Source organism: Brucella pecoris, assembly GCF_006376675.1.
Taxonomy (GTDB): Bacteria; Pseudomonadota; Alphaproteobacteria; order Rhizobiales; family Rhizobiaceae; genus Brucella; species Brucella pecoris.
Map to the genome: position 1 here is coordinate 1 of NZ_VEWK01000010.1, position 21,183 is coordinate 21,183.

Sequence of the window (21,183 nt, forward strand, 5' to 3'; positions counted from 1 at the left end):
CGAACCAGTCTGCCGCTAGCAGCGTCGCCGCCCTCGTTGTGGCGCCATATAGACCCCATCATTCCAAACTGTCAACGATCATTCCATTCTTTTTCCAAAAATTCTTTCCACAGGACAACAAACAAAAAGAGCCGCTCTAAAACAGCCCTTTATATAAGTGTCCATTCCGCTTCAGGTGGAGAGCCACCCCATCCGGTCCGCCACATCATTCGCAAGTGCGCGCACCCGCGTGCCCATGTCCTCTATAATATCGGCGCGCGCCTCTGCCGCCATCATGGACAGGGCGATCCCGGCAGCAGGATGGAACGGGCGATCACAGATCGCAGCGCCGATGCAGAACATGCCTTCACGCAACTGGCCATTATCGAGTGAATAGCCTTTTGCTTTCGCCTCAGCCATCTCCGCTTGCAGAACTTGTAGTGAATGAGCACTTGCCGGCGTAATCAGTTCCGGCCACTCGGACGGCAGGTGACGCGCCAATTCCTGTGGCGACATCGCCGCCAGCATGGCCTTACCGGTCGCCGTAAAGACAGCGGGAACCCGCATACCGATGCGGAATGTGATTCCCAGCGGCGCTGTCGAGTTGCGGCAAGACAGATAGATGACATCCGGTCCTTCAAGATGCGATAGCGTCAATGTATGAGCTCCAAGCCCGTCCGCCTCCGCAACCGCCGCATGAAACGCATCGACAATGTCGCTGCCTGCCATGAATACATTGGCCCAACGCACCGATTGTGACCCCATTGTGAAGCTTCCGTCGCTGTTGAGCTTTAAGAGCTTGAGATGCACCAGCGTCTGGCAAAGTCCGTGCACACTGCTTTTTGGCAAGCCGGTCCGGCGAGCAAGATCGGAAAGCTTGAGCCCGTCCACTGATCCCTTGCCGCTTTCCTGTGCGGATTTAGCAATCTGATCCAGAATTTGTGCCGCGCGCATAACCGCTGGCACCAGTTTCTGGGAACTCTCCTCGTCGCTCACCGTTTTCGTCATAGCTTTGCCATTCACCCGATAGACCGCCTGATTAACTGTTTGACTTTGGTTATCACGGCCTGTTTAATTCAAAATATCGTAAGCTGTTCAATATACTGAACATGCTTTCTCTGCAAGACTGGGATGGAAATCAATATGCTCGCTTTGAAAGACCCCTCGCTGCTCAAATCGCAATGCCTTGTTGACGGGCGCTGGATAGACGCCACGGACGGCACCAAGATCGACGTGACCAATCCGGCAGACGGTTCGGTCATCGGCACGGTTCCCTCCCTGTCTGTCGCGACCATCAAGGAAGCCATCGACGCCTCCGCAAAGGCTTTCCCGGCATGGGCCGCCAAGACCGCCAAGGAGCGCACCGCGATCCTGCGCAAATGGTTCGATCTCATCGTTGCCAATGCTGATGATATCGCTCTTATCATGACATCGGAACAGGGCAAGCCGCTTACTGAGGCACGCGGCGAAGTTCTTTATGCGGCATCATTCATCGAATGGTTCGCGGAAGAAGCAAAGCGTGTCTATGGCGACATGATCCCTGCTCCGCAGGCCGGGCAGCGCCTGACCGTTATCCGCCAGCCTGTCGGCGTGACGGCAGCGATTACCCCATGGAACTTCCCGGCGGCGATGATTACCCGCAAGGCAGCACCTGCACTTGCCGCTGGCTGCACCATGATCGTGCGCCCTGCCGACCTCACGCCACTGACTGCCCTTGCGCTTGGTGTTCTCGCTGAAAAGGCTGGCATTCCGGCAGGTGTTCTCCAGATCGTCACCGGCAAGGCGCGCGAAATCGGCGCCGAGCTGACAAGCAACGATATTGTGCGCAAGCTGTCCTTCACCGGATCGACGGAAGTCGGCCGCCTGCTGATGGCGCAATGCGCCCCGACCATCAAGCGCATCTCGCTGGAACTTGGCGGCAATGCGCCGTTCATCGTGTTCGACGATGCTGATCTGGACGCAGCCGTCGATGGCGCCATGATCTCCAAATACCGCAATGCGGGCCAGACCTGTGTCTGCGCCAACCGTATTTATGTGCAGCGCGGGATTTACGACAAATTCGCCGAAAAGCTTGCGGCCAAGGTCAAGGAACTCAAGGTCGGCAACGGCACCGAGCCGGGCGTCATCATCGGCCCGATGATCGAGCCGAAGGCCATCACCAAGGTCAAGGCACATATCGACGATGCCGTATCCAAGGGCGCAAAGCTCATCACAGGCGGCAAGGAACTCGGCGGCCTGTTCTTCGAACCCGGCGTGCTGACTGGTGTGACTTCCGACATGATCGTCGCCAGGGAAGAAACCTTCGGCCCGCTGGCTCCGCTCTTTGCCTTCGACACGGAAGAAGAAGTCATCGCCATGGCCAATGACACGATCTTCGGTCTGGCTGCTTATTTCTATACGGAGAATTTCAGCCGCGCGATCCGCGTCAGCGAAGCGCTGGAATACGGCATGGTCGGTCACAATACCGGCCTGATTTCCAACGAAGTCGCACCCTTTGGCGGCGTGAAGCAGTCGGGCCTCGGTCGTGAAGGCTCCAAATACGGCATCGAGGAATATCTCGAGACCAAATATATCTGCAGCGCCTATAAGCGTTAAAAACTGCTGTTTTTCATACCGTTCCCAAGCTGTCCGGTGCAAAGCAGTATCAAAGAAGATGGCGCGCATTGTTCGCGCCATCTTTTTTATTTATAGACGGTGCAACTGCTAATATGGCTTTCGCCAGAGATAATCCGGAAAATATATGCTGCGTCGCCTTTACGACTGGACGATTTCGCTTGCCGCAAGAAAATCCGCCGAATGGTGGCTTGCCATCATCGCCTTTGTAGAAAGCTCCGTCTTTCTTGTCCCGGCCGACGTCCTGTTTCTGCCCATGGCGCTTGCCCGCCCCGAACGCGCATGGCGCTATGCCTTCATCGCGACGGTTTCGTCCGTCCTCGGCGGCATTGCGGGCTGGTATCTCGGCTATCACGCCTATGAACAGATCGCCAAACCGGTGCTCGAAATGTACGGCAAGCTGGACGCGTTCGAGCAATTGCGCGGTACGACCAGCGCCGACACCATTCTGTTGATGCTGATCACCTCCGGCCTTGCGCATCTGCCACCAATCAAGGTGGTGACAATCCTGTCAGGTGCGGCCGGCATCAATATCTGGCTCTTCATCGCATCGGCAATCGTTGCACGCGGCGCACGCTTCTATTTCCTCGCCTGGCTGCTGCGCCGCTATGGCGAGCCGATCCGCGACTTCATCGAAAAGCGCCTCGGCCTGATCGCAAGCCTCGTGGCCGTGGCCTTGATCGCGCTCTTCTTTGCTGTGAAATATCTTCACGCCTGAAGGGTTCGCCCAAACTCGGTCAAAATAAATTGCTTGGAGACAAGTCAGCTATTTGCCTTAAGAATAAGAAAGCCTTTTCAGGGAATTTTATATGGCGTTTGCACTCACTAATCCGGTCGGCAAAGTTCAGGCATGGACCGCAGGCATCATGACAATTGGCCTTGCCGCGACTGTCGGCACGGCGCTGGGCTTCGAACATCTGGCTGGCTTCATGCCCTGCAAGCTCTGCCTCGAACAACGCACGCCTTATTATATAGGCGTTCCGGTTCTGGCTGCGGCATGGGTCTCCTACGGCCTGAAATGGCCTCCGATCCTGACACGCGGTCTTATTTTGATCGGCGCGCTCCTGATGACCTTCGGGCTGACGCTCGCCATCTATCATACCGGCGTTGAACTGAAGTACTGGCCGGGGCCGATCGACTGCAGCGCCGCAACGATGAAGGTCACGCTGGATGCGGGCAATCTCCTAAGCGATCTCAATTCCACGCGTCCGCCCGCATGCGACAGCGCGCCGGGCCACTTCCTCGGCTTGTCCTTTGCCGGATGGAACGTCGTCGCAAGCCTGCTCTTTGCAGCTATCGGCTACTACGGTGCTTTTGCGAAAAGTGGGAAGTAAGAGCGGGAAGCTGTAGGGCTGTTTCTTGTGCTGTTTCTTCTTTTGTCGCATGTTGTTATCGCAAAACCGCTGCGCACTTTTGCGCAACATGCTTATGGCTCCAGTTCGACATCCCAATAGAGAAAATCGAGCCAGCTATCGTGCAGATGGTTGGGCGGGAAAAGACGGCCGTTATTGTGCAGGTCCTGCACGGTCGGCGTGACCGGCTTCTGGCGCGGCCACATATGCGCGACGGCGGGCATCATGCCGCCCTTGCGCAGATTGCATGGTGAACAGGCGGCGACCACATTTTCCCACGTCGTCTCGCCGCCATGGCAACGCGGGGTAACGTGATCAAAGGTCAGGTCATGCGGCGAGCCGCAATACTGGCATTCAAAACGATCACGCAGGAAGAGGTTGAAGCGGGTAAACGCCGGATAGCGCGGCGGCTTCACATAATCCTTCAGACAAATCACGCTCGGAACGCGCATGGAAAACGATGGCGATGAAACGATGTGATCGTATTCCGCCACGATATTCACACGTTCGAGAAACACCGCCTTGATCGCGTCCTGCCAGGACCATAGCGACAGGGGATAATAGCTGAGCGGACGATAATCAGCATTCAGAACCAGCGCAGGCAAGCCACTGGTCGAGACGGTTCTGGGTGAGACGGCAACAGTCAAAGGCGCACCTCCTTCAGAGCAACTCCGAAAAAAGGGCGAAATGGCTCTCCATGCGGAATTGCGCTTTCGTCGAAGCGCCGCGCGTCCATTTTGGGCGCAACAACGACGCTCCAACCTCGTGTCCTAATTCTGAAATTCGTTTCGCTTTGGAGCAACACAGGTGACGAATTTCAGAATTGAAAGGACACTAACAACTATTGAATCGAGTGTGGTTGACGGATTTGAAGTTCCTGAACGTGAATGCCACACAACAGACAGGAACTTCAAATCCACCACACTCGTGAGGACGGCGCCGCGAAAGCAGAAGATCAAGCTTCTGCGAATCGAAATTCCGTCATCAGCCGATGGAGATAATGTAAGCCCGACGTGACAGGATTGTGAAGCGGAAACGCATTTATGCGTCGGGAAACACGCAAGTTTTACAGAAGCATCTACAGAAGCGGCGCAGCCTCGCGTCCCTTGATCGCCGCATAATAAGCCCAGAACAATCGCGCCGCCACGCCGCGCCACGGTGCCCAGCTTTCGGCCAGTTTGCGCAGCGCAACGGCATCGGGCCGGGTCTCATGGGCGAAGGCGTGGCCAACAGCCGTCTGCAGGGCCACATCGCCCGCCGGAAACACATCTGGATGACCGGCAGCGAATAAAAGATAGACCTCCGCCGTCCACGGGCCGATGCCTTTGATCGCCGTCAGTGCAGTGATCGCTTCCTCCGCAGGCAGATCACAAAGTCCGTGCAGGTCGAGACCACCTTCGGCAAGCACTTGCGCGACTGCCAGAAGCGTTCTCTGCTTGGGGCGTGAGAGACCGGCAAAGCGCCAGGCCTCCTCCCCGCCTGCAATATAGGCTTCGGGCGTCAGCGGATCGATGGCCTGTTTCAGCCTCGCCCAGATCGCGGTGGCACTGGCCGTCGAAACCTGTTGCGCGACAATGATGGAAGCCAGACTTTCAAATCCGGGTTCGGACCGGCGTAGCGGCACCGCATGGGAGCGGCTGCGAATATCGGCCAGCCGCATATCGGCGAGAACCAGAGCCTCCAGCCCTGCCTCAATATCGCTCAATGTATCGATCCGCCGCATCGCACAGCCTTTCATTCTCTCAACACACAACGTACCAATGGAATCAAATGACATTCAACTGACAACAAGCTGCCATGACCACACCCGTGTTCCGCTTTGCTCCCAGCCCCAATGGCCAGCTCCATCTCGGCCATGCTTACTCCGCTCTTTTGAACGCAGACATGGTGAGAAAGAGCAACGGACGTTTCCTGCTGCGTATGGAAGATATCGACACGGCGCGCTGCACGCCGGCATTGGAACAAGGCATTTACGACGATCTCCGCTGGCTTGGCCTGACATGGGAAACCCCTGTGCGCCGCCAGTCGGAACACTTCGGCGAATACCGCAATGCCCTTACCAAACTTGCCGACAAGGGCCTCGTCTATCCGGCCTTCCTCAGCCGAGGCGAGGTGCGCGGGCGGATCGGCGAAGCTTTCGCCAAGGGCAAGGACTGGCCTTCCGACCCAGACGGAACGCCGCTTTATCCGCAGGGCGAACGCGATCTGACCGAAAAGGAACAAATGGAGCGTATCGCCTCGGGCATGTCCTATGCCTGGCGGCTCAATATGGAGAAAGCGCTCGACGTGGCTGGCGAAGCGCTCTTCTGGAACGAAAGCGGCCAAGGCCCGGATGGCGAGGCCGGGCGCATTGCCGCCGACCCTGCCCGCTGGGGCGACGTGGTGATTGCGCGCAAGGACACGCCGACCAGCTATCACCTTTCCGTGGTGGTAGACGATGCGCTGCAAGGCATCACCCATGTCGTGCGCGGACGCGATCTGTTTCATGCGACATCCGTGCACCGGCTGCTGCAAAAGCTTCTCGGCTTGCCTGAGCCGCTTTATCATCATCACGATCTCGTGCTAGGCGATGACGGGATGAAACTGTCGAAGAGCCGCCAGGATACAGCGCTCGCATCGTTGCGCGAACAGGGCTTTACCCCCGACGATATTCGCGCCAGGCTGTCGTTATAGAAGCTATTTTCGCCGCAGCGTCACAGATGATGTGCCGACGTACCGATTGACGAAAGCACACCAAAGCGGTTCAAAGGCAGCATGATAGCTGGCACTGAAAAGTGCCGGTGGTAGATTTGTTTATTTTGAAGGAGGCAGAGCCATGGTTTCTCAGAAAGCCGGTAATTACGTTGAGATTGAAGGCTTGCGCGTTGCCCCTGAGCTGGTGGAGTTCCTCGCCAAGGAAGCCGCGCCCGGCACCGGCGTGGAACCGGAAAAATTCTGGAAGGGCTTTGCCGCCATCATTCGCGATCTCGCACCGAAGAACCGCGCCCTCCTCGCCAAGCGCGACGACCTTCAGGCCAAGATCGACGCCTGGTACAAGCAGAATCGCGATAAGGGCTATACGCAGGCCGATTATCAGCAGTTCCTGAAGGACATTGGCTATCTCCTGCCGGAAGGCGGAGAATTTTCGGTTTCGACCACCAATGTCGATCCTGAAATCACGCATATTGCCGGTCCTCAGCTTGTCGTTCCGGTCATGAATGCGCGCTATGCGCTGAACGCCGCCAATGCGCGCTGGGGTTCGCTCTATGATGCGCTCTACGGTACCGACGCTATTTCCGATGCCGACGGCGCGGAAAAAGGCAAAGGATACAATCCGAAGCGCGGCGAAAAGGTTATCGCCTGGGCGAAGAACTTCCTCGATGAAAGCGCACCACTTGCCGCTGGCAATTGGGCCAATGTCGCCGGTCTCGCTGTCAAGGATAGCAAGCTTGAGATCAAGCTTACCGACGGTTCGGCAACGGCGCTGAAGGATGAAAGCCAGTTCAAGGGCTATAATGGCGACGCCGCCGCCCCGACCAATGTGCTGCTGGCCAAGAACAACATGCATGTCGATATCGTCGTCAATGCGGACCACCCGATCGGCAAGACCGACCCGGCCCATATTGCCGATGTCGTTCTGGAATCTGCCGTCAGCACGATCCAGGATTGCGAAGATTCGATTGCCGCCGTCGATGCCGAAGACAAGGTTGCCGTCTATCGCAACTGGCTCGGCCTGATGAATGGCAAGCTGGAAGACACGTTCGAGAAGAACGGCAAGCAGATGACGCGCCGCCTCAACGGCGACCGCACCTACAAGGCTGCGGACGGTTCCACGCTCACGCTCAAGGGCCGTTCTCTCATGCTGGTTCGTAACGTTGGTCACCTGATGACCAATCCAGCGATCATTGATGCCGACGGCCATGAAGTGCCGGAAGGCATCATGGATGCAGCTTTCACCAGCCTGATCGCGCTGCACGATATCGGCCCGAACGGCCGTCATATGAATTCGCGCGAAGGTTCGGTTTATATCGTCAAGCCGAAGATGCACGGGCCGGAAGAAGTGGCGTTCGCCAATGAAATCTTCACCCGCACCGAAGAGATGCTTGGCATGAAGCCGAACACGCTGAAAATCGGCATCATGGATGAGGAGCGCCGCACCACGGTTAACCTCAAGGAAGCGATCCGCGCGGCCAAGGAACGCGTCGTCTTCATCAATACCGGCTTCCTCGACCGTACCGGCGACGAGATCCATACTTCGATGGAAGCCGGCCCTATGATCCGCAAGGGCGACATGAAGCAGGCCGCCTGGATCGGCGCTTATGAACAGTGGAATGTCGATATCGGTCTTGAATGCGGCCTTTCCGGCCATGCGCAGATCGGTAAGGGCATGTGGGCCATGCCGGACCTGATGGCTGCGATGCTGGAACAGAAAATCGCCCATCCGAAGGCTGGTGCGAACACCGCCTGGGTGCCATCACCGACCGCTGCCACTCTACACGCGACCCATTATCACCAGATCGACGTTGCAGCCGTTCAGGAAAAGCTCAAGAGCCGTCCGCGCGCCAAGCTCGACGACATCCTGTCGGTGCCGGTCGCAACCCGTCCGAACTGGACGCCGGAAGACATCCAGCACGAAATCGACAACAACGCACAGGGCATTCTGGGCTATGTCGTGCGCTGGGTCGATCAGGGGGTTGGCTGCTCGAAGGTGCCGGACATCAACAATGTTGGCCTGATGGAAGACCGCGCAACGCTGCGCATTTCCGCCCAGCACATCGCCAACTGGCTTTATCATGGCGTCGTGACCGAAGCCCAGGTAATGGAAACCATGAAACGCATGGCTGCCGTCGTCGACAAGCAGAACGAAGGCGATGCCCTCTATCGCCCAATGGCCGCAGACTTTGACAAGTCCATTGCCTTCCAGGCTGCCTGCGATCTCGTCTTCAAGGGTCGCGAACAGCCGAACGGCTATACCGAGCCAGTCCTGCATCGCCGCCGTCTGGAGCTGAAGGCTCAGGACTAATCTGGATTACGAGACAGACCGAAAGCGGCGGGAGAAATCCCGCCGTTTTTGTTTTCGAAATCGCTTGACTCCATTATAATAGATATTAATTCTAACATAATGGAAAATAGTATTGAGCAGCTCGACAACGCCATTGGCGAAAATCTGCGCCGCCTGCGCCTTGCGCAAGGTATGACGCTGGATGCGCTTGGTGACGCGTCAGGTGTCAGCCGCGCCATGATCTCGCGGATCGAGCGTGGCGAAACCAGCCCGACCGCACAGCTTCTGGCGCGCATTTGTGCTGCACTCGGCACATCGCTCTCAGCCTTTTTTGCCGATGCGGAAGCCCCTGCTTCTCCATTGCTCACGCATGACCGCCAGCCCGTCTGGCGTGATCCGGATACGGGCTATATCCGGCGATCTGTTTCGCCACCGGGAACGGGATCGAATATCGACATGATCGAAGTCGAATTTCCCGCAGGCGCAAAGGTCACTTTTGCACCACAGGCGGCCAATGCAGGCATCACGCAGCATTTGTGGCTCCTGAATGGACAGATGGAAATCACCGTTGGAGCAACTGCCTATCAGCTTCATACCGGCGACTGTCTTTATATGCCGCTTGCTGAAGGCATTACCTTTCATAATCCCGGCAATTCGACCGCCCGTTATACAATCGTACTCGAACGCCGCAGCAGTCTTTGAAAGCAACACGCATGATTCGCCTTCTCAATTTCGAAGAAGCCAAAGCCGCCGTCCCGGCACTTGCCGAAATCCTGACAGATTGCGTCAATGGCGGCGCATCGGTTGGTTTCATGGCACCATGTGAATGGCAGGGTTTCATCCCCTACTGGAACCGTATCGCCAACGAAGTCGATAGCGGCGACACGGCCCTTCTGGTCGCCGAACATCGTAGCGAAATCGTCGGCACGGTGCAGCTCGGCCTTGCACAAATGCCCAATCAGCCGCATCGTGCCGATCTTAAAAAATTGCTGATCCATCGTAAGGCGCGCGGCCTTGGCCTAGCGCGCAAACTGATGGAAGCCGTTGAAGAAGAAGCACGCCATCGACGCAAGACACTTATCTGCCTGGACACCGCGACCGGCAGTCCGGCAGAAGCAATTTACACTCATCTCGGCTGGGAACGGGTGGGCGTTATCCCGAATTATGCGCTTTATCCCGACGGAAGCCCCTGCGCGACCACACTTTTCTATAAAGGCCTCTGAAATGACCCTCACCATCCGCTTTGCCAACGAAGCTGACCTCCCTGCTCTGCTTGCGATCTATAATGATGCAGTTCAGAACACGCTCGCCATCTGGAACGAAACGCTTGTCGATCTGGAGAATCGTCGCGAATGGCTCAAAGCCCGCAATCGTGACGGCTTTCCGGTTCTGGTTGCCGAACGTGAGGGACAGGTCGTCGGCTATGCGAGTTATGGCCCGTTCCGCCCTTTCGAGGGGTTCCGCCACTCATCCGAACTCTCTGTCTATGTGGCAAGCGATGCACGCGGTGGCGGTATCGGACGCGCACTTCTGGCCGAGCTTGTGGAAGAAGCGCGCGAGCGCAAAGTCCATGTGCTTGTGGCGGGCATTGAAGCAGGCAATGCCGCATCCATCGCGCTGCACAAATCGCAGGGTTTTGCAGATTGCGGCACGCTGAAACAGGTCGGCCAGAAATTCGGGCGCTGGCTCGATCTGACGTTCATGCAGAAGATACTTTGATCGAAAAAGGGCCGCTTTCGCGGCCCTTTTTCTCAGTTCGGCTGCGGAACAGCGCTGCCGCCCGACAGCTCGGTCAGACCGATTTCGCCTTCGACCTGATCGCTGCGGGCCATCAGGTAAAGACCAAGGCCACAGGTCAGAACGGCGATGAACACCAGATACCAGGCATGGGCCATCGGGTTGACCGCCAGAAGCGACGTCACGATCACTGGCGTCAGACCGCCAAAGACCGCATAGGAAACATTGTAGGAAAACGACAGACCCGAGAAGCGAACCGGTGCCGGGAATGCGCGCACCATCACATAAGGCACCGCGCCAACCATGCCGACCGAAAGACCCATCACCGCATAAAGCGCAAACAGGACCGGCAGGGAAACCGCTGCATAAGTGTAGAACACGAAAGTCGCTACACCGAAGAAAATGCCTGCAACTGCAAAGAAGCGCCCGCTGCCAATGCGGTCGACAATGGCACCTGCGCTCACCGTTCCGAACATCAGGAACAGCGTGCCGAAGCTTGTGGCGGCAAGCGATTGCAGCGGCGTATAACCATAGAGCTTCTGCAGAAACGTGGCCGTCATCAGCGTGGTGACAACGATACCCGCCGACAATATCCATGTCAGCAGCACGGAAATGACAACGCCATGCATATGCTCATGCAGCACCGTGCCGAGCGGCAGCTTGTCCTTCAACAGATGGCTGTTCTTCATCTCGGTGAAGATCGGCGTTTCAGCCAGCCAGCGGCGCAGATAAACGGCAAACAGGCCGAAAATACCACCGATGAAAAACGGAATACGCCATGCATAGGCCGACAGTTCTTCCGGCGTGAAAATCCAGTTGATGGCAGTCGCGATCAGCGAGCCGATCATGATGCCAAGTGTCAGGCCCGAGCAGAGAAAGCCACAAGCCATGCCAACACGATTGGCAGGGACATGCTCGGCCACAAAGGTCCATGCGCCAGGCACTTCACCGCCAATGGCAGCGCCCTGCAACATGCGGAAGATGATCAGCAGGATCGGCGCGCCAACGCCAAGCGTTGCATAGGTTGGCAGGCAGGCCATGGCCAATGTCGAGATAGACATCAGAAACACCGAGAAAGCGAAGACGCGCTTGCGGCCAAATTTGTCACCGAAATGTGCCAGCACGATCCCGCCAATCGGACGCACCAGATAGCCTGCTGCGAAAATGCCAAAGGTCTGGATCAGCACCAGCCAGTCCGGCATGTCGGGCGGAAAAAACAGATGTCCGATAACGCTCGCAAAAAACACGAAGATGATGAAATCATAAAACTCCAGCGCGCCGCCAAGGGCCGAAAGGCCGAGCGTGCGGAAATCCTGCCGGTTCAGCGGACGGGGACTGTTGCTTGCGTGAAGATTCGTCGATGCCATCGATTCGCTCTCTTCTGATCGGGTAGCTGATATGATCCCCTCATTGCAGGGCCGCGTTTTAATGCTCCAATTGAGACTACACTGCAAGACTTGACTTCCAGATGTCGATTCTTATTTTAGAACTATTCTAATCTATGGATTCCCCAAATGCTGAGCCGATTCTTTCGCAACGACCGCCGCCCTTTCGATTCGCTTTCCGAACAGGAAATTCTGGCGCTTGCCATCTCCTCCGAAGAGGACGATGCGCGCATCTATCTCGCCTATGCCGATGGCCTGCGCGACGAGTTCCCTCAATCGGCAAAAATCTTCGAGCAGATGGCAGCGGAAGAACACGGTCACCGCGATGCTCTGATCGAACGGCACAAAGCTCGCTTTGGCGATCGGATTCCGCTGATCCGCCGCGAGCATGTCAGTGGTTACTATGATCGCAAGCCGGATTGGCTGGTGCGTCCGCTCGGCATCGACAAGGTGCGCGAAGCCGCATCGGAGATGGAGGAACAGGCCTATCGATTCTATATCGAGGCCGCCAAGCGCGTCAGCGATGCGGACACCCGCAAACTGCTGGGCGACCTTGCCCAGCAGGAAAAGCAGCACGAAGCCAAAGCTGAATCGCTGGAACACACGCTGACACCAGGCGATGTGCAGGATGAGGAACGCGCCGCCGAGCGCAAACAGTTCATCCTCACCTATGTCCAGCCCGGACTGGCGGGGCTGATGGATGGTTCCGTCTCAACGCTCGCCCCGATCTTCGCGGCCGCCTTTGCAACACAAGATACGTGGCAGACTTTTCTCGTTGGCCTTTCGGCCTCGGTCGGTGCCGGTATTTCGATGGGCTTCACTGAAGCGATCCATGATGACGGCAAGCTGTCCGGGCGCGGCTCACCCATCAAGCGTGGCCTGTCCTGCGGTATCATGACGACGCTGGGCGGCCTCGGCCACACCCTGCCCTATCTGATCAAGGATTTCTGGACCGCGACAAGCATTGCTGCGATTCTGGTCTTCTTCGAACTCTGGGCCATCGCCTTCATCCAGAACCGCTATATGGAGACACCATTTTTACGCTCGGTGCTTCAGGTGGTTCTGGGTGGTAGCCTCGTGCTGGCGGCGGGTATATTGATCGGGAATGCATGACGCCCGGAGTGAGGTCAGGCCCGGATGCTCTCCGCATCCTGCGGTCGGGAGATCGGTTCCTCGAAAATCTCGATTGCAATGCGGCCTTGTCGGGAAACAGTGACAAAGCTGTTTGCCGGTACGGCCATCCAGTTGGCGGCCTCACCGTCCAGCGGCTCGGACACCACACATACACCGGACGATCCGCCCAGCGTCGCCGTATAAAGCGTCGGCGCAAAGGCATCGGTGGCATAACGAATGGCATAAAGCTGGTTGCCGTCAGAAAATGCCGCTGTCAGCCGTAGAAATGGCGGCACTCCGCCGCGAACCGCTTCCTCAACGACCGTTGCCACCATGCGCTTCATCGCCAGCATCGGATCACTGTCGAGGCCAAATTCCAGCATCAGCAGAAAAATCAGTTCCGAATCGGTTGCGCCATGTTTGCGAGCGTAGACCTCATCGCTCAAGTGACTTTCCAGCCCGCGGCGCAGCCGGTCGAAATGACCGATCTGGCCATTATGCATGAAGCTCCAGCGCCCGGAAACAAAGGGGTGACAGTTGGAACGGCTGGTCAACCCGCCGGTCGAGGCCCGCACATGCGCAAGAAAAAGGCGCGACCGGATCTGTCGCGCCAGACTGCCGAGATTCTGGTCGGACCAAGCGGGCAGAATATCCCGATAAAGACCCGGCTCGTCTCGATGGCCATACCAGGCGACGCCGAATCCGTCGCCATTGGTACGTGTTTTGGCTTCATGCGCATCGTGGCTTTGCGCCACGAGCGAATGGCAGGGAGACGATATAACGTCTTCCAGATAGGTTTCCGGTCCAAGATAGGCGGCCCAACGACACATTTGCGATCCGGTGTTTACCGGCCCCGGTTGTGCGTCCGCTCATAAAGCTGGCGAACGATTGTGCTCGCCGTCTTCTCGAACAAAAATGGCAAAATTGCATGGATCAGTGCTGCGAATGCCGCACAAAAAAGCTTGAACGAAAAACGACCGGCAAAGGCCATATGTTCGAAATAGGTTTCGTCAACCGATTCAGGATGTTCGGTAAAGAGGCGCGTGATGCGAGTGGTCATTGGAAATACTCCCGTCAATGAGTAATTTGTTCCCGTTCAGCCAGCGCCATAAGCACTGTTATAGAAAATCATTTTAGCAAAAGCAGACGAGATGAAATCTCAATTTGTCCTTGATAATTGATGTTTTATGAGACATTTATCCCAATATGAAGCTCACCCTGGACGAAATTGATCGCAAAATATTGGATGAACTGCAGATTGATGGCACTTTGTCCGTCGATTCTCTCTCCGAGCGCGTACATCTTTCCCGCAACGCCTGCTGGCGTCGCGTCAAGCGCATGGAAGACGAGGGCATCATCAAGGCGCGCGTCGCTTTGGTCGATGCCGAGATGGCAGGGTGCGGACTTTCCGTCTTCATCCTTGTGCGTACATCGAGCCACGACCCCGAATGGCTGACGAAATTTCGCACTGCCATGGGCCGTTATCCTGAAATCGTGGGTGTTTATCGTATGACCGGCGATCTGGATTACGTGCTGAAGGCACGCGTTTCCGACGTCAAAGCCTATGACCGTCTCTATCAGCGACTGATCGCCAGCGTTCCGCTGTCGGATGTTTCAGCATCGTTTGTGATGGAAGAAATCAAAGAAACCACAGCGGTTCCGCTCGATCGGGCGTGAATTTACCCGATCAGAGCTTCTTTACCGAACCCGGATACTATAACACCCGGCGCTCTAATACCAAGGCGCTGAGATGCTGACGCTATCCACGCCTTGAAAAAGTTCAATCGCCACTCGGGCGTAACCAAATGTCGGTGAGTCAAGCTCATCGAGATTTGGTATAACTTAAAACGACTTGGCGATACTGAATAACCTAATTTGCATATTTTACTTTAATCGGAACAATAGCATTCTCAGTCGGCCCTCCTTCAATCGTATAGAGCCGATCTTCGCTTTCATTGATGTTTTCCACGGCCAAACCAATACAAAAATAAGCTCTGCCATCTGTGAGTAACGGTGTGATCATAGATGTTTGCGTATCTATCCACGAAATCGAAGTTTCACCGATGCTCGTGTCCAAGACGTAGAGCACATTTTTCAAGGGATTGATGGTCAACGAAATATTGCCACCTATAAGATAGGGAATCGGAATCGTCGGCAATGGGAGGTTTGTCGTTGTATCGATCACCTGTATTGCCGTTCCTCCATTACTCTCTACTACCGGCATATAGAGTTTTTTGGCCTGATGATCATAAGCGGCGCGATTGCCAAACAAATCATCACCGGGGATTTCGATATATTTGATCTCCGGTTTCTGATTCTCCGTCGAAAAATACCCTACCTGCGTCTCCTCAAGTGGAAAGAAATAGAGTGTGTGCGTGTCTTGATCTACGACAAGATTGTCGATTGTGTTACCTCCCACCGCGACGGAATATAATTTCCTACCGGTGAGATGGTCATAGCAATTGATCGTTGAAGGCTCCTCGTTCGAGCCGATTACGGCAAAAATTTTACCCAAGCTTTCGTCATAGGCGATCGAACCAAACGACTGCCCGGTCGGCGCATTGACCAAAACGGATGTGTCGCCCCACCAGGCTATTCTTGTAATCCTTGAGTCTCTTCCATCTCCTGATGTTATGCTGGCAAAGATGAAATTCTCCGTTCCATTGGCGGCAAAAGGCTGCCCGTTGTCCTGTGGAAACCTATAGAGTGAAACTATGCTTCTCTGTTCTTCTAAATCGCTCGCTTTGAGCGAGTATAGTCCGTATGGTGTGCTAAAATTTTCATTGCTTAGTACCATCAGTTCTTTTCGCGGCTCGCTGAAAAACATGAAGTGAGCACCGTAGAATGTGAGATTCACCGGTTGCTGTGGTGTTGCATTCGCACTTTTCGTCATTATTAATACTCCAATAGAATAAATGATAAGTATTGATTTTTATGTTTTATTTACTTAATAAATCCAATGGGACATTAAATAAATAAAACATAATAGAACAAAGTTTAAATTGCTTTTTTAGCTGTACAAATTAACACTGAACCGCTCGTCAGATGAAATGAGAAGCACCCTATTGTCTGAGAGCCTGCTCCAAAAGTCGCCATGCCGGTCTGCAAATGGCGCTTTTTGACTCAGGCTCTCAGATAAATATCACTTTGATGCCACTACCCCGAAATCGATGGCACAAGCTCACTGCCGATCCATGCAGTATCAGTTCAATCGGTCTGCCCGACTGATACCAAAGTCCATTGAGTGAAACTCAATGGACTTTGGTTAAGCCCGAGTGGCGATTGAACTTTTTCAAGGCGTGATGCGTTAGCATCTCAGCGCCTTGGTATGAGCACGTCCGTTCTAATCAATGAGCATTGGTATAAAAGCATGATCCTGTGCCGCACTATCATTGCAAAACGCCAAATAGGCGGTACACCTTTCATTGGTTTTCACGTATGAGCGTCGTCAGTTTGAACTCTCGCAGGAAAGGCTCCCTCATGACCGCAGCATCCTCTTCCGCGCCAACGCTCGGCATCATCCGCCTCGAACATGCGAAGGACCTTGAACTCCCAGCCTATGAGACCTCCGGTTCTGCCGGCATGGATCTGCGTGCCGCTGTGGCTGAAGATCGCCAGATCGTTCTCTTGCCGGGACGCCGCACACTGGTACCGACAGGACTGATCTTCGAAATTCCCGAAGGCTTTGAGGTGCAGATTCGTCCGCGCTCGGGCCTTGCCTTCAAGAACGGCATCACCTGCCTCAACACGCCCGGCACCATCGATTCCGATTATCGCGGCGAGGTGAAGGTTCTTCTCATCAATCTGGGCGATGACGATTTCCGCATCGAACGGGGCATGCGCATTGCGCAGGCCGTTTTTGCGCCGGTTATCCAGCCGAAAATCGAGGAGCGCGCCGAAGTGACCGCTACGGCACGTGGCGCAGGCGGCTTCGGTTCGACCGGCACGGCATAAACCCGACATATCGCAAAAAAAGCCCGGCTGAGCCGGGTTTTTTTGTGCCGTTTATTATTGCGTCAAAGCCGCACGCTGGCAAAGAACGCCAGTGACCTGCACGTCAGCCTCACCCAGTTTGACACCGAGGAGATCGAGAATTCCGAAAAGAAGGTTGTCGATCAAAGGCGCTAGCGGGGTCAGCAATACCCCGATCAACCCCACCAAATCTCCCAATGGTAGCTTTATAATGTCCAGTAGATTGAGATCTATATCTATATTCTTAAGAAGCGAACTCGAAAGAGAAGACACCAAATCATTTGAATAGGCGGTCTTAATCCTTTTATTCTGTATATCATTGTAATTGAATGGCAGAAGAGTAGTTTTCGCTCCTAAATTCACCTCTGCTTTTGCATCAAGACCTATAAGTTTACCGAAAGGAATTCCCAAAACATATGGCTGCACATCAGCTATACTTGTCTTTCTCACGGAGGGCTTCCGGTTCAGGTCATCAAAAAAACTTACGTCACCAAGATAGATACCAACGATACCGGGTTTGGCGGCGATGGTAACGTTTGCGCTCACTGGCCCCGATGGACAACTGATACTCTTGAGCTCCCCCTCACCCGAAGCAATATCGACTGCTAACGGCAGATTGAGATTAAGAAGTTCAACGCCAAGTAATTTATTGCCCGATTGCCCCCCGACGCTGATTCCAAGTTGCAATCGAATCTGAGCGGTACGAACAAAAGAGCCTGCTGCGCCAACTCGGAAAAAAGGAGTGTTCAGCGGCGGTTCTCCCACCAGCACCTCCAATGTAACACCCAGTAATCCCGGGACATTCAATCCTTTGTCGATCTTGACTTGATGCTTGCCTCCAATCATGACCGCTGCAGAAACAAGCTGCAGAACATTCGCGGTTATGTTGTATCCGGCTCCAGAGCCTATCGAGGCGTTAGCCAACGACCCAAGCCCCAGCAATTTTCCGACCGGCAGTTTCGTAGCCAGTGCAACGGCATCCTTGCCCAAAATACCGAGAGCAGCTTTCGCCGTTGGATTGTTCGTCACCACTTCGGCCAACACATTTGCCAGCATGCCGACTGAAACATCTGTGTTCAGCAATTGGTCATAAGTACCAGCCGTCAGCCCTACTTTGGGGGCAAGCTTATCCAGAAAACCGAGCAGGTTGATATCAGTTGCCGCGAGTGCATTGTAATCAACAAGCTTCAGATTGAGAGTGGTCCCCAACAGGCCACCGAGAAGTCCGTTCAACACACTCTGATCGGTATTCAGGCTCAACAGTCGCGAACCGATGGAAAACGCCGCCTCGGCCTTTGTCGCCGCCATGCCGGTAGCGCCGAGCGCCGGCCGATTGATGAATGCCTGACCGAAATAGAGATTGCCTGGACGTGCCAGCCGGACACGAACCGCATCCGGGCTGGCGCCGCCCGCCACGAAACGGTTCTCGACAGCTCGGTTCTTGTCGGGAAAGTAATTGCCCTTCTCCACCCATACACGGGTCTTGTTGTCCGTCTTTCCGTTGACGATTGATGGATCGTAAGCGCCTGTCATCAATACCGGATCGAGACCGTTCGCCCGCAATTGCCGCAGCACCGAATCATTGGCCTGCGAAAGGGAAGCCGCTCCGGCAACGGCAGCAAAATCAGCCATGCTCTGTAGCTGGCGCCGCTCCAAAAACAGCGAACTCGTGTCCACGCTGAAAGCTGCAATCGCCAGAAACAATGGAGAAACCAGCGCCGCCATCGTCGCCAGATTACCGCCCCGTGCATGCAGGAAACGCGATACCAAACCCCGCATATCTTATGCCCCCAGCCCCTGTCAGATTCCACCAAGTCTTATTGTCGATGCCCTTGTGATGGTCGTGTCCGGAAGCGGCGGGCCCGTCATCAGGTTCCAGATCGGCAGGTTTTGCGCGTTGTAGCGGATCGTCACCGTGAACTGGTTCGGGTCCGACTGGGCATTGTCGACATTCACCTGCATCTTCACCGGATCGATCAGTGAATATTTTGCCGCATTCTTCTGGATGTAGCTGGTCGCCAGCGTCTGTCGTTCCGAGGGATCGATACCCGCCAGCGCCGTCCTTGTCGCATCGGCGGCAAGCTGCTGCACGGCATTCGCCACACCCAGATAGAGACCGAAAGCGATCATGCCCATCAGGATCAGAAGAAAAACCGGCGCCAGTATTGCAAACTCGATCGCTGCAGTACCGTTTTTATTTCGCTTGAAAAATAACAATAAAGGTATTCTTCGAGACAGGCCGCAAGACTTGCTCTTTGAAGATAAAACCCTTTTCCACTCCATAATAAGGTGTGCCATTTGCCCTCCCGTCCAAGAGCATTGAAACCTTATTTCCATGTCAGTTCGAAACAACATGCATCATGCATGCGCCGACCATCCGCTTTAGCGGGTAGATCACGTTTTTAATTCTTTCATCTACTTTCAGATTGTGGTTTCCCGACCTTATTTAATCAGGAGATAATTTAAGAACACTTAATTACTGACATCAGTGTTTTTCATCGGCAATTTTCTAAAGAATAACTGCAAGTTGTACCGTGATGCCAACTTCGCTCACTTCATCGCTTGCTATATGATGGGTTGTCGGTGACGACGGAGAAACCGCTAGCCTTTGTTGCATCGGCAATTGTTGCATGACAAATAATTAAGATGAAATCCTGAGCGGAGAAGCATAGATATCCAGTTAGCAATTCATGGCTGACAAGTGCTGTCTCGCTTTGGTTGTATGCGGTAGAAAATTTTGCGGGACATATCGATGAATCTCCGAAATGGGGTTCTGAAAGCTTGAGGGTTTGACGGTGCTTACAACTTCCGATTCTTCCAAAACCGGGCAGCGAACGGCACCTTCGCAAAAGCGCGTAGGCGGCAAGGCGCGCCGCTGGTGGCTCTGGCTTCCGGTAGCAGCAATCGTGGTCGGTGCTGGCTGGTATTTTTACGGCTCGGGTGAAGCGGGCGGCCAGAAGACGAGTTATCTCGCCGAAACCGTCATGCGCGGCGATATTGAAAACGCCATCACAGCCGTCGGGACGCTCAGTGCACTGCGCAGCATCAATGTCGGCGCGCAGGTCTCCGGCCAGCTCAAGAGTGTGAAGGTCGAAGTGGGCGATCAAGTCAAGCAGGGCCAGCTTATCGCCGAAATCGACCCTTCGCCTTTCGAGAAGAAGGTGGAAATATCAAGCGCCCAGCTCGATAATCTCAAGGCGCAGCTTTTGAGCAAAGACGCCCAACTGACGCTGAAGAAGGCCAATGCGGCGCGCCAACGCTCGCTGCTTGCCACGCGCGGCGTATCGCAATCAACAGTCGATCAGGCCGATGCCGATCTTGCCATGGCCGATGCCGACGTCAAGGCACTTGGTGCGCAGATCCGCCAGCAGGAAGCCCAGCTCGCCAGCGACAAGGTCGATCTTGGCTACACCAAGATTTACAGCCCCATGGAAGGCACGGTCGTCGACCAGGCCGCCAAGGAAGGCGAAACGCTGAATGCGGTACAGAGCGCACCGACCATCGTTACCGTGGCCGACCTCAAGGTCATGACGGTGGAAGCACAGGTTTCGGAGGCTGACATCGGCAGGCTGAAGCCCGGTATGCCGGTCTATTTCACCCTGCTCGGCCAGCCGGAAAAGCGTTTTAGCGGCACGTTGCGTCAGATCAAGCCGACGCCTGCGACCGAGAACAATGTCGTGCTCTATTATGCGCTGTTCGACGTCCCCAATCCGACCGGCGAACTGATGATCAATATGAGCACACAGGTCTATTTCATTCTCGATGAGGCGAAGGACGCGTTGCTCGTTCCCACTTCGGCGCTGAATTACAAGCGCGAGGGACCCCAGAGCCAGAAAGGCAAGCCGCAGATTTCGGTCAAGGTCGTGAGCGATAACGGCTCGATCACCGAACGTCAGGTTCAGATAGGCGTGCGCAATCGCGTGCAAACCGAGATCAAGAGCGGTCTTGAGGAAGGTGACAAGGTCGTTGTTACCAGTGCTTCCAGCGGTGCCGAAGCCGCCGCAGGACAGCGCGGTCGCAGACCCGGAATGCGACTGTTCTGATGAGCCAT

21 protein-coding genes are annotated in these 21,183 nt (G+C 55.1%); 12 read left to right on the forward strand and 9 right to left on the reverse strand.

The window, feature by feature from the left end:
- Nucleotides 1-171: 171 nt before the first annotated feature.
- Nucleotides 172-987: an IclR family transcriptional regulator gene (locus FIB18_RS17190; protein WP_140021876.1), complete on the reverse strand. Its 816-nt coding sequence runs from the start codon at nucleotides 985-987 to the stop codon at nucleotides 172-174.
- A 135-nt stretch (nucleotides 988-1,122) separates the two neighbouring features.
- Between FIB18_RS17190 and FIB18_RS17195 the strand changes: the two genes are divergently transcribed.
- From FIB18_RS17195 to FIB18_RS17205, 3 genes are all read left to right on the forward strand, one after another.
- On the forward strand, nucleotides 1,123-2,574 hold the full coding sequence (locus FIB18_RS17195) for an NAD-dependent succinate-semialdehyde dehydrogenase (RefSeq protein ID WP_140021877.1): 1,452 nt from the start codon (nucleotides 1,123-1,125) through the stop codon (nucleotides 2,572-2,574).
- A gap of 145 nt (nucleotides 2,575-2,719) precedes the next feature.
- Nucleotides 2,720-3,310: a YqaA family protein gene (locus FIB18_RS17200; RefSeq protein ID WP_140021878.1), complete on the forward strand. Its 591-nt coding sequence runs from the start codon at nucleotides 2,720-2,722 to the stop codon at nucleotides 3,308-3,310.
- 91 nt (nucleotides 3,311-3,401) lie between these two features.
- Nucleotides 3,402-3,926 (forward strand): disulfide bond formation protein B, encoded by a 525-nt coding sequence (locus FIB18_RS17205; protein WP_140021879.1) that lies wholly within the window; start codon nucleotides 3,402-3,404, stop codon nucleotides 3,924-3,926.
- Nucleotides 3,927-4,018: 92 nt separating this feature from the next.
- Here the strand turns inward: FIB18_RS17205 and FIB18_RS17210 are convergent, their stop codons facing one another.
- Nucleotides 4,019-4,591, reverse strand: a complete 573-nt coding sequence (locus FIB18_RS17210) for an HNH endonuclease (RefSeq protein ID WP_140021880.1) — start codon at nucleotides 4,589-4,591, stop codon at nucleotides 4,019-4,021.
- Nucleotides 4,592-5,022: 431 nt separating this feature from the next.
- Entirely contained in the window at nucleotides 5,023-5,667 is a 645-nt protein-coding gene (locus FIB18_RS17215) for a DNA-3-methyladenine glycosylase family protein (protein WP_140021881.1), read from the reverse strand.
- A 74-nt stretch (nucleotides 5,668-5,741) separates the two neighbouring features.
- Between FIB18_RS17215 and gluQRS the strand changes: the two genes are divergently transcribed.
- The 5 genes from gluQRS to FIB18_RS17240 all read left to right on the forward strand — a co-directional run bounded on the left by gluQRS (nucleotide 5,742) and on the right by FIB18_RS17240 (nucleotide 10,644).
- Nucleotides 5,742-6,617 (forward strand): tRNA glutamyl-Q(34) synthetase GluQRS, encoded by an 876-nt coding sequence (gluQRS, locus tag FIB18_RS17220; RefSeq protein WP_140021882.1) that lies wholly within the window; start codon nucleotides 5,742-5,744, stop codon nucleotides 6,615-6,617.
- 142 nt (nucleotides 6,618-6,759) lie between these two features.
- Nucleotides 6,760-8,946, forward strand: coding sequence for a malate synthase G (locus FIB18_RS17225; RefSeq protein ID WP_140021883.1), 2,187 nt, complete (start codon nucleotides 6,760-6,762; stop codon nucleotides 8,944-8,946).
- Nucleotides 8,947-9,045: 99 nt separating this feature from the next.
- Complete coding sequence (locus tag FIB18_RS17230; protein WP_140021884.1) at nucleotides 9,046-9,627, forward strand: helix-turn-helix domain-containing protein; 582 nt, start codon at nucleotides 9,046-9,048, stop codon at nucleotides 9,625-9,627.
- Between the two features lie 11 nt (nucleotides 9,628-9,638).
- Nucleotides 9,639-10,148, forward strand: a complete 510-nt coding sequence (locus FIB18_RS17235; protein ID WP_140021885.1) for a GNAT family N-acetyltransferase — start codon at nucleotides 9,639-9,641, stop codon at nucleotides 10,146-10,148.
- A 1-nt stretch (nucleotide 10,149) separates the two neighbouring features.
- Nucleotides 10,150-10,644, forward strand: a complete 495-nt coding sequence (locus tag FIB18_RS17240) for a GNAT family N-acetyltransferase (RefSeq protein ID WP_140021886.1) — start codon at nucleotides 10,150-10,152, stop codon at nucleotides 10,642-10,644.
- Nucleotides 10,645-10,676: 32 nt separating this feature from the next.
- Here the strand turns inward: FIB18_RS17240 and FIB18_RS17245 are convergent, their stop codons facing one another.
- The gene (locus tag FIB18_RS17245; protein WP_140021887.1) at nucleotides 10,677-12,029 is read right to left on the reverse strand and encodes an MFS transporter; all 1,353 of its coding nucleotides are present in this window, start codon (nucleotides 12,027-12,029) and stop codon (nucleotides 10,677-10,679) included.
- Nucleotides 12,030-12,176: 147 nt separating this feature from the next.
- On the opposite strand from FIB18_RS17245, the gene mbfA reads away from it, so the two are divergent.
- Nucleotides 12,177-13,160: an iron exporter MbfA gene (gene mbfA, locus FIB18_RS17250; RefSeq protein ID WP_140021888.1), complete on the forward strand. Its 984-nt coding sequence runs from the start codon at nucleotides 12,177-12,179 to the stop codon at nucleotides 13,158-13,160.
- A 14-nt stretch (nucleotides 13,161-13,174) separates the two neighbouring features.
- On the opposite strand, the gene FIB18_RS17255 is transcribed toward mbfA, so the two are convergent.
- Entirely contained in the window at nucleotides 13,175-13,990 is an 816-nt protein-coding gene (locus tag FIB18_RS17255; RefSeq protein ID WP_140021889.1) for a class II glutamine amidotransferase, read from the reverse strand.
- Nucleotides 13,991-14,004: 14 nt separating this feature from the next.
- Nucleotides 14,005-14,220, reverse strand: a complete 216-nt coding sequence (locus FIB18_RS17260; protein WP_140021890.1) for a DUF6356 family protein — start codon at nucleotides 14,218-14,220, stop codon at nucleotides 14,005-14,007.
- Nucleotides 14,221-14,366: 146 nt separating this feature from the next.
- Between FIB18_RS17260 and FIB18_RS17265 the strand changes: the two genes are divergently transcribed.
- Nucleotides 14,367-14,837 (forward strand): Lrp/AsnC family transcriptional regulator, encoded by a 471-nt coding sequence (locus FIB18_RS17265; protein WP_140021891.1) that lies wholly within the window; start codon nucleotides 14,367-14,369, stop codon nucleotides 14,835-14,837.
- A gap of 193 nt (nucleotides 14,838-15,030) precedes the next feature.
- Here the strand turns inward: FIB18_RS17265 and FIB18_RS17270 are convergent, their stop codons facing one another.
- Nucleotides 15,031-16,053, reverse strand: a complete 1,023-nt coding sequence (locus FIB18_RS17270; RefSeq protein ID WP_140021892.1) for a YncE family protein — start codon at nucleotides 16,051-16,053, stop codon at nucleotides 15,031-15,033.
- A 587-nt stretch (nucleotides 16,054-16,640) separates the two neighbouring features.
- Here FIB18_RS17270 and dut point away from each other — a divergent pair.
- The gene (gene dut, locus FIB18_RS17275; RefSeq protein ID WP_140021893.1) at nucleotides 16,641-17,114 is read left to right on the forward strand and encodes a dUTP diphosphatase; all 474 of its coding nucleotides are present in this window, start codon (nucleotides 16,641-16,643) and stop codon (nucleotides 17,112-17,114) included.
- Between the two features lie 54 nt (nucleotides 17,115-17,168).
- Here dut and FIB18_RS17280 read toward each other — a convergent pair whose 3' ends face one another.
- Nucleotides 17,169-18,911 carry a pilus assembly protein TadG-related protein gene (locus FIB18_RS17280; RefSeq protein WP_140021894.1) on the reverse strand — a complete coding sequence of 581 codons (1,743 nt, stop codon included), beginning with the start codon at nucleotides 18,909-18,911 and terminating at the stop codon, nucleotides 17,169-17,171.
- Between the two features lie 21 nt (nucleotides 18,912-18,932).
- Nucleotides 18,933-19,349 carry a TadE/TadG family type IV pilus assembly protein gene (locus FIB18_RS17285; RefSeq protein WP_168436415.1) on the reverse strand — a complete coding sequence of 139 codons (417 nt, stop codon included), beginning with the start codon at nucleotides 19,347-19,349 and terminating at the stop codon, nucleotides 18,933-18,935.
- A 578-nt stretch (nucleotides 19,350-19,927) separates the two neighbouring features.
- Between FIB18_RS17285 and FIB18_RS17290 the strand changes: the two genes are divergently transcribed.
- Complete coding sequence (locus tag FIB18_RS17290) at nucleotides 19,928-21,175, forward strand: efflux RND transporter periplasmic adaptor subunit (RefSeq protein WP_140021896.1); 1,248 nt, start codon at nucleotides 19,928-19,930, stop codon at nucleotides 21,173-21,175.
- Nucleotides 21,176-21,183 lie beyond the last annotated feature (8 nt).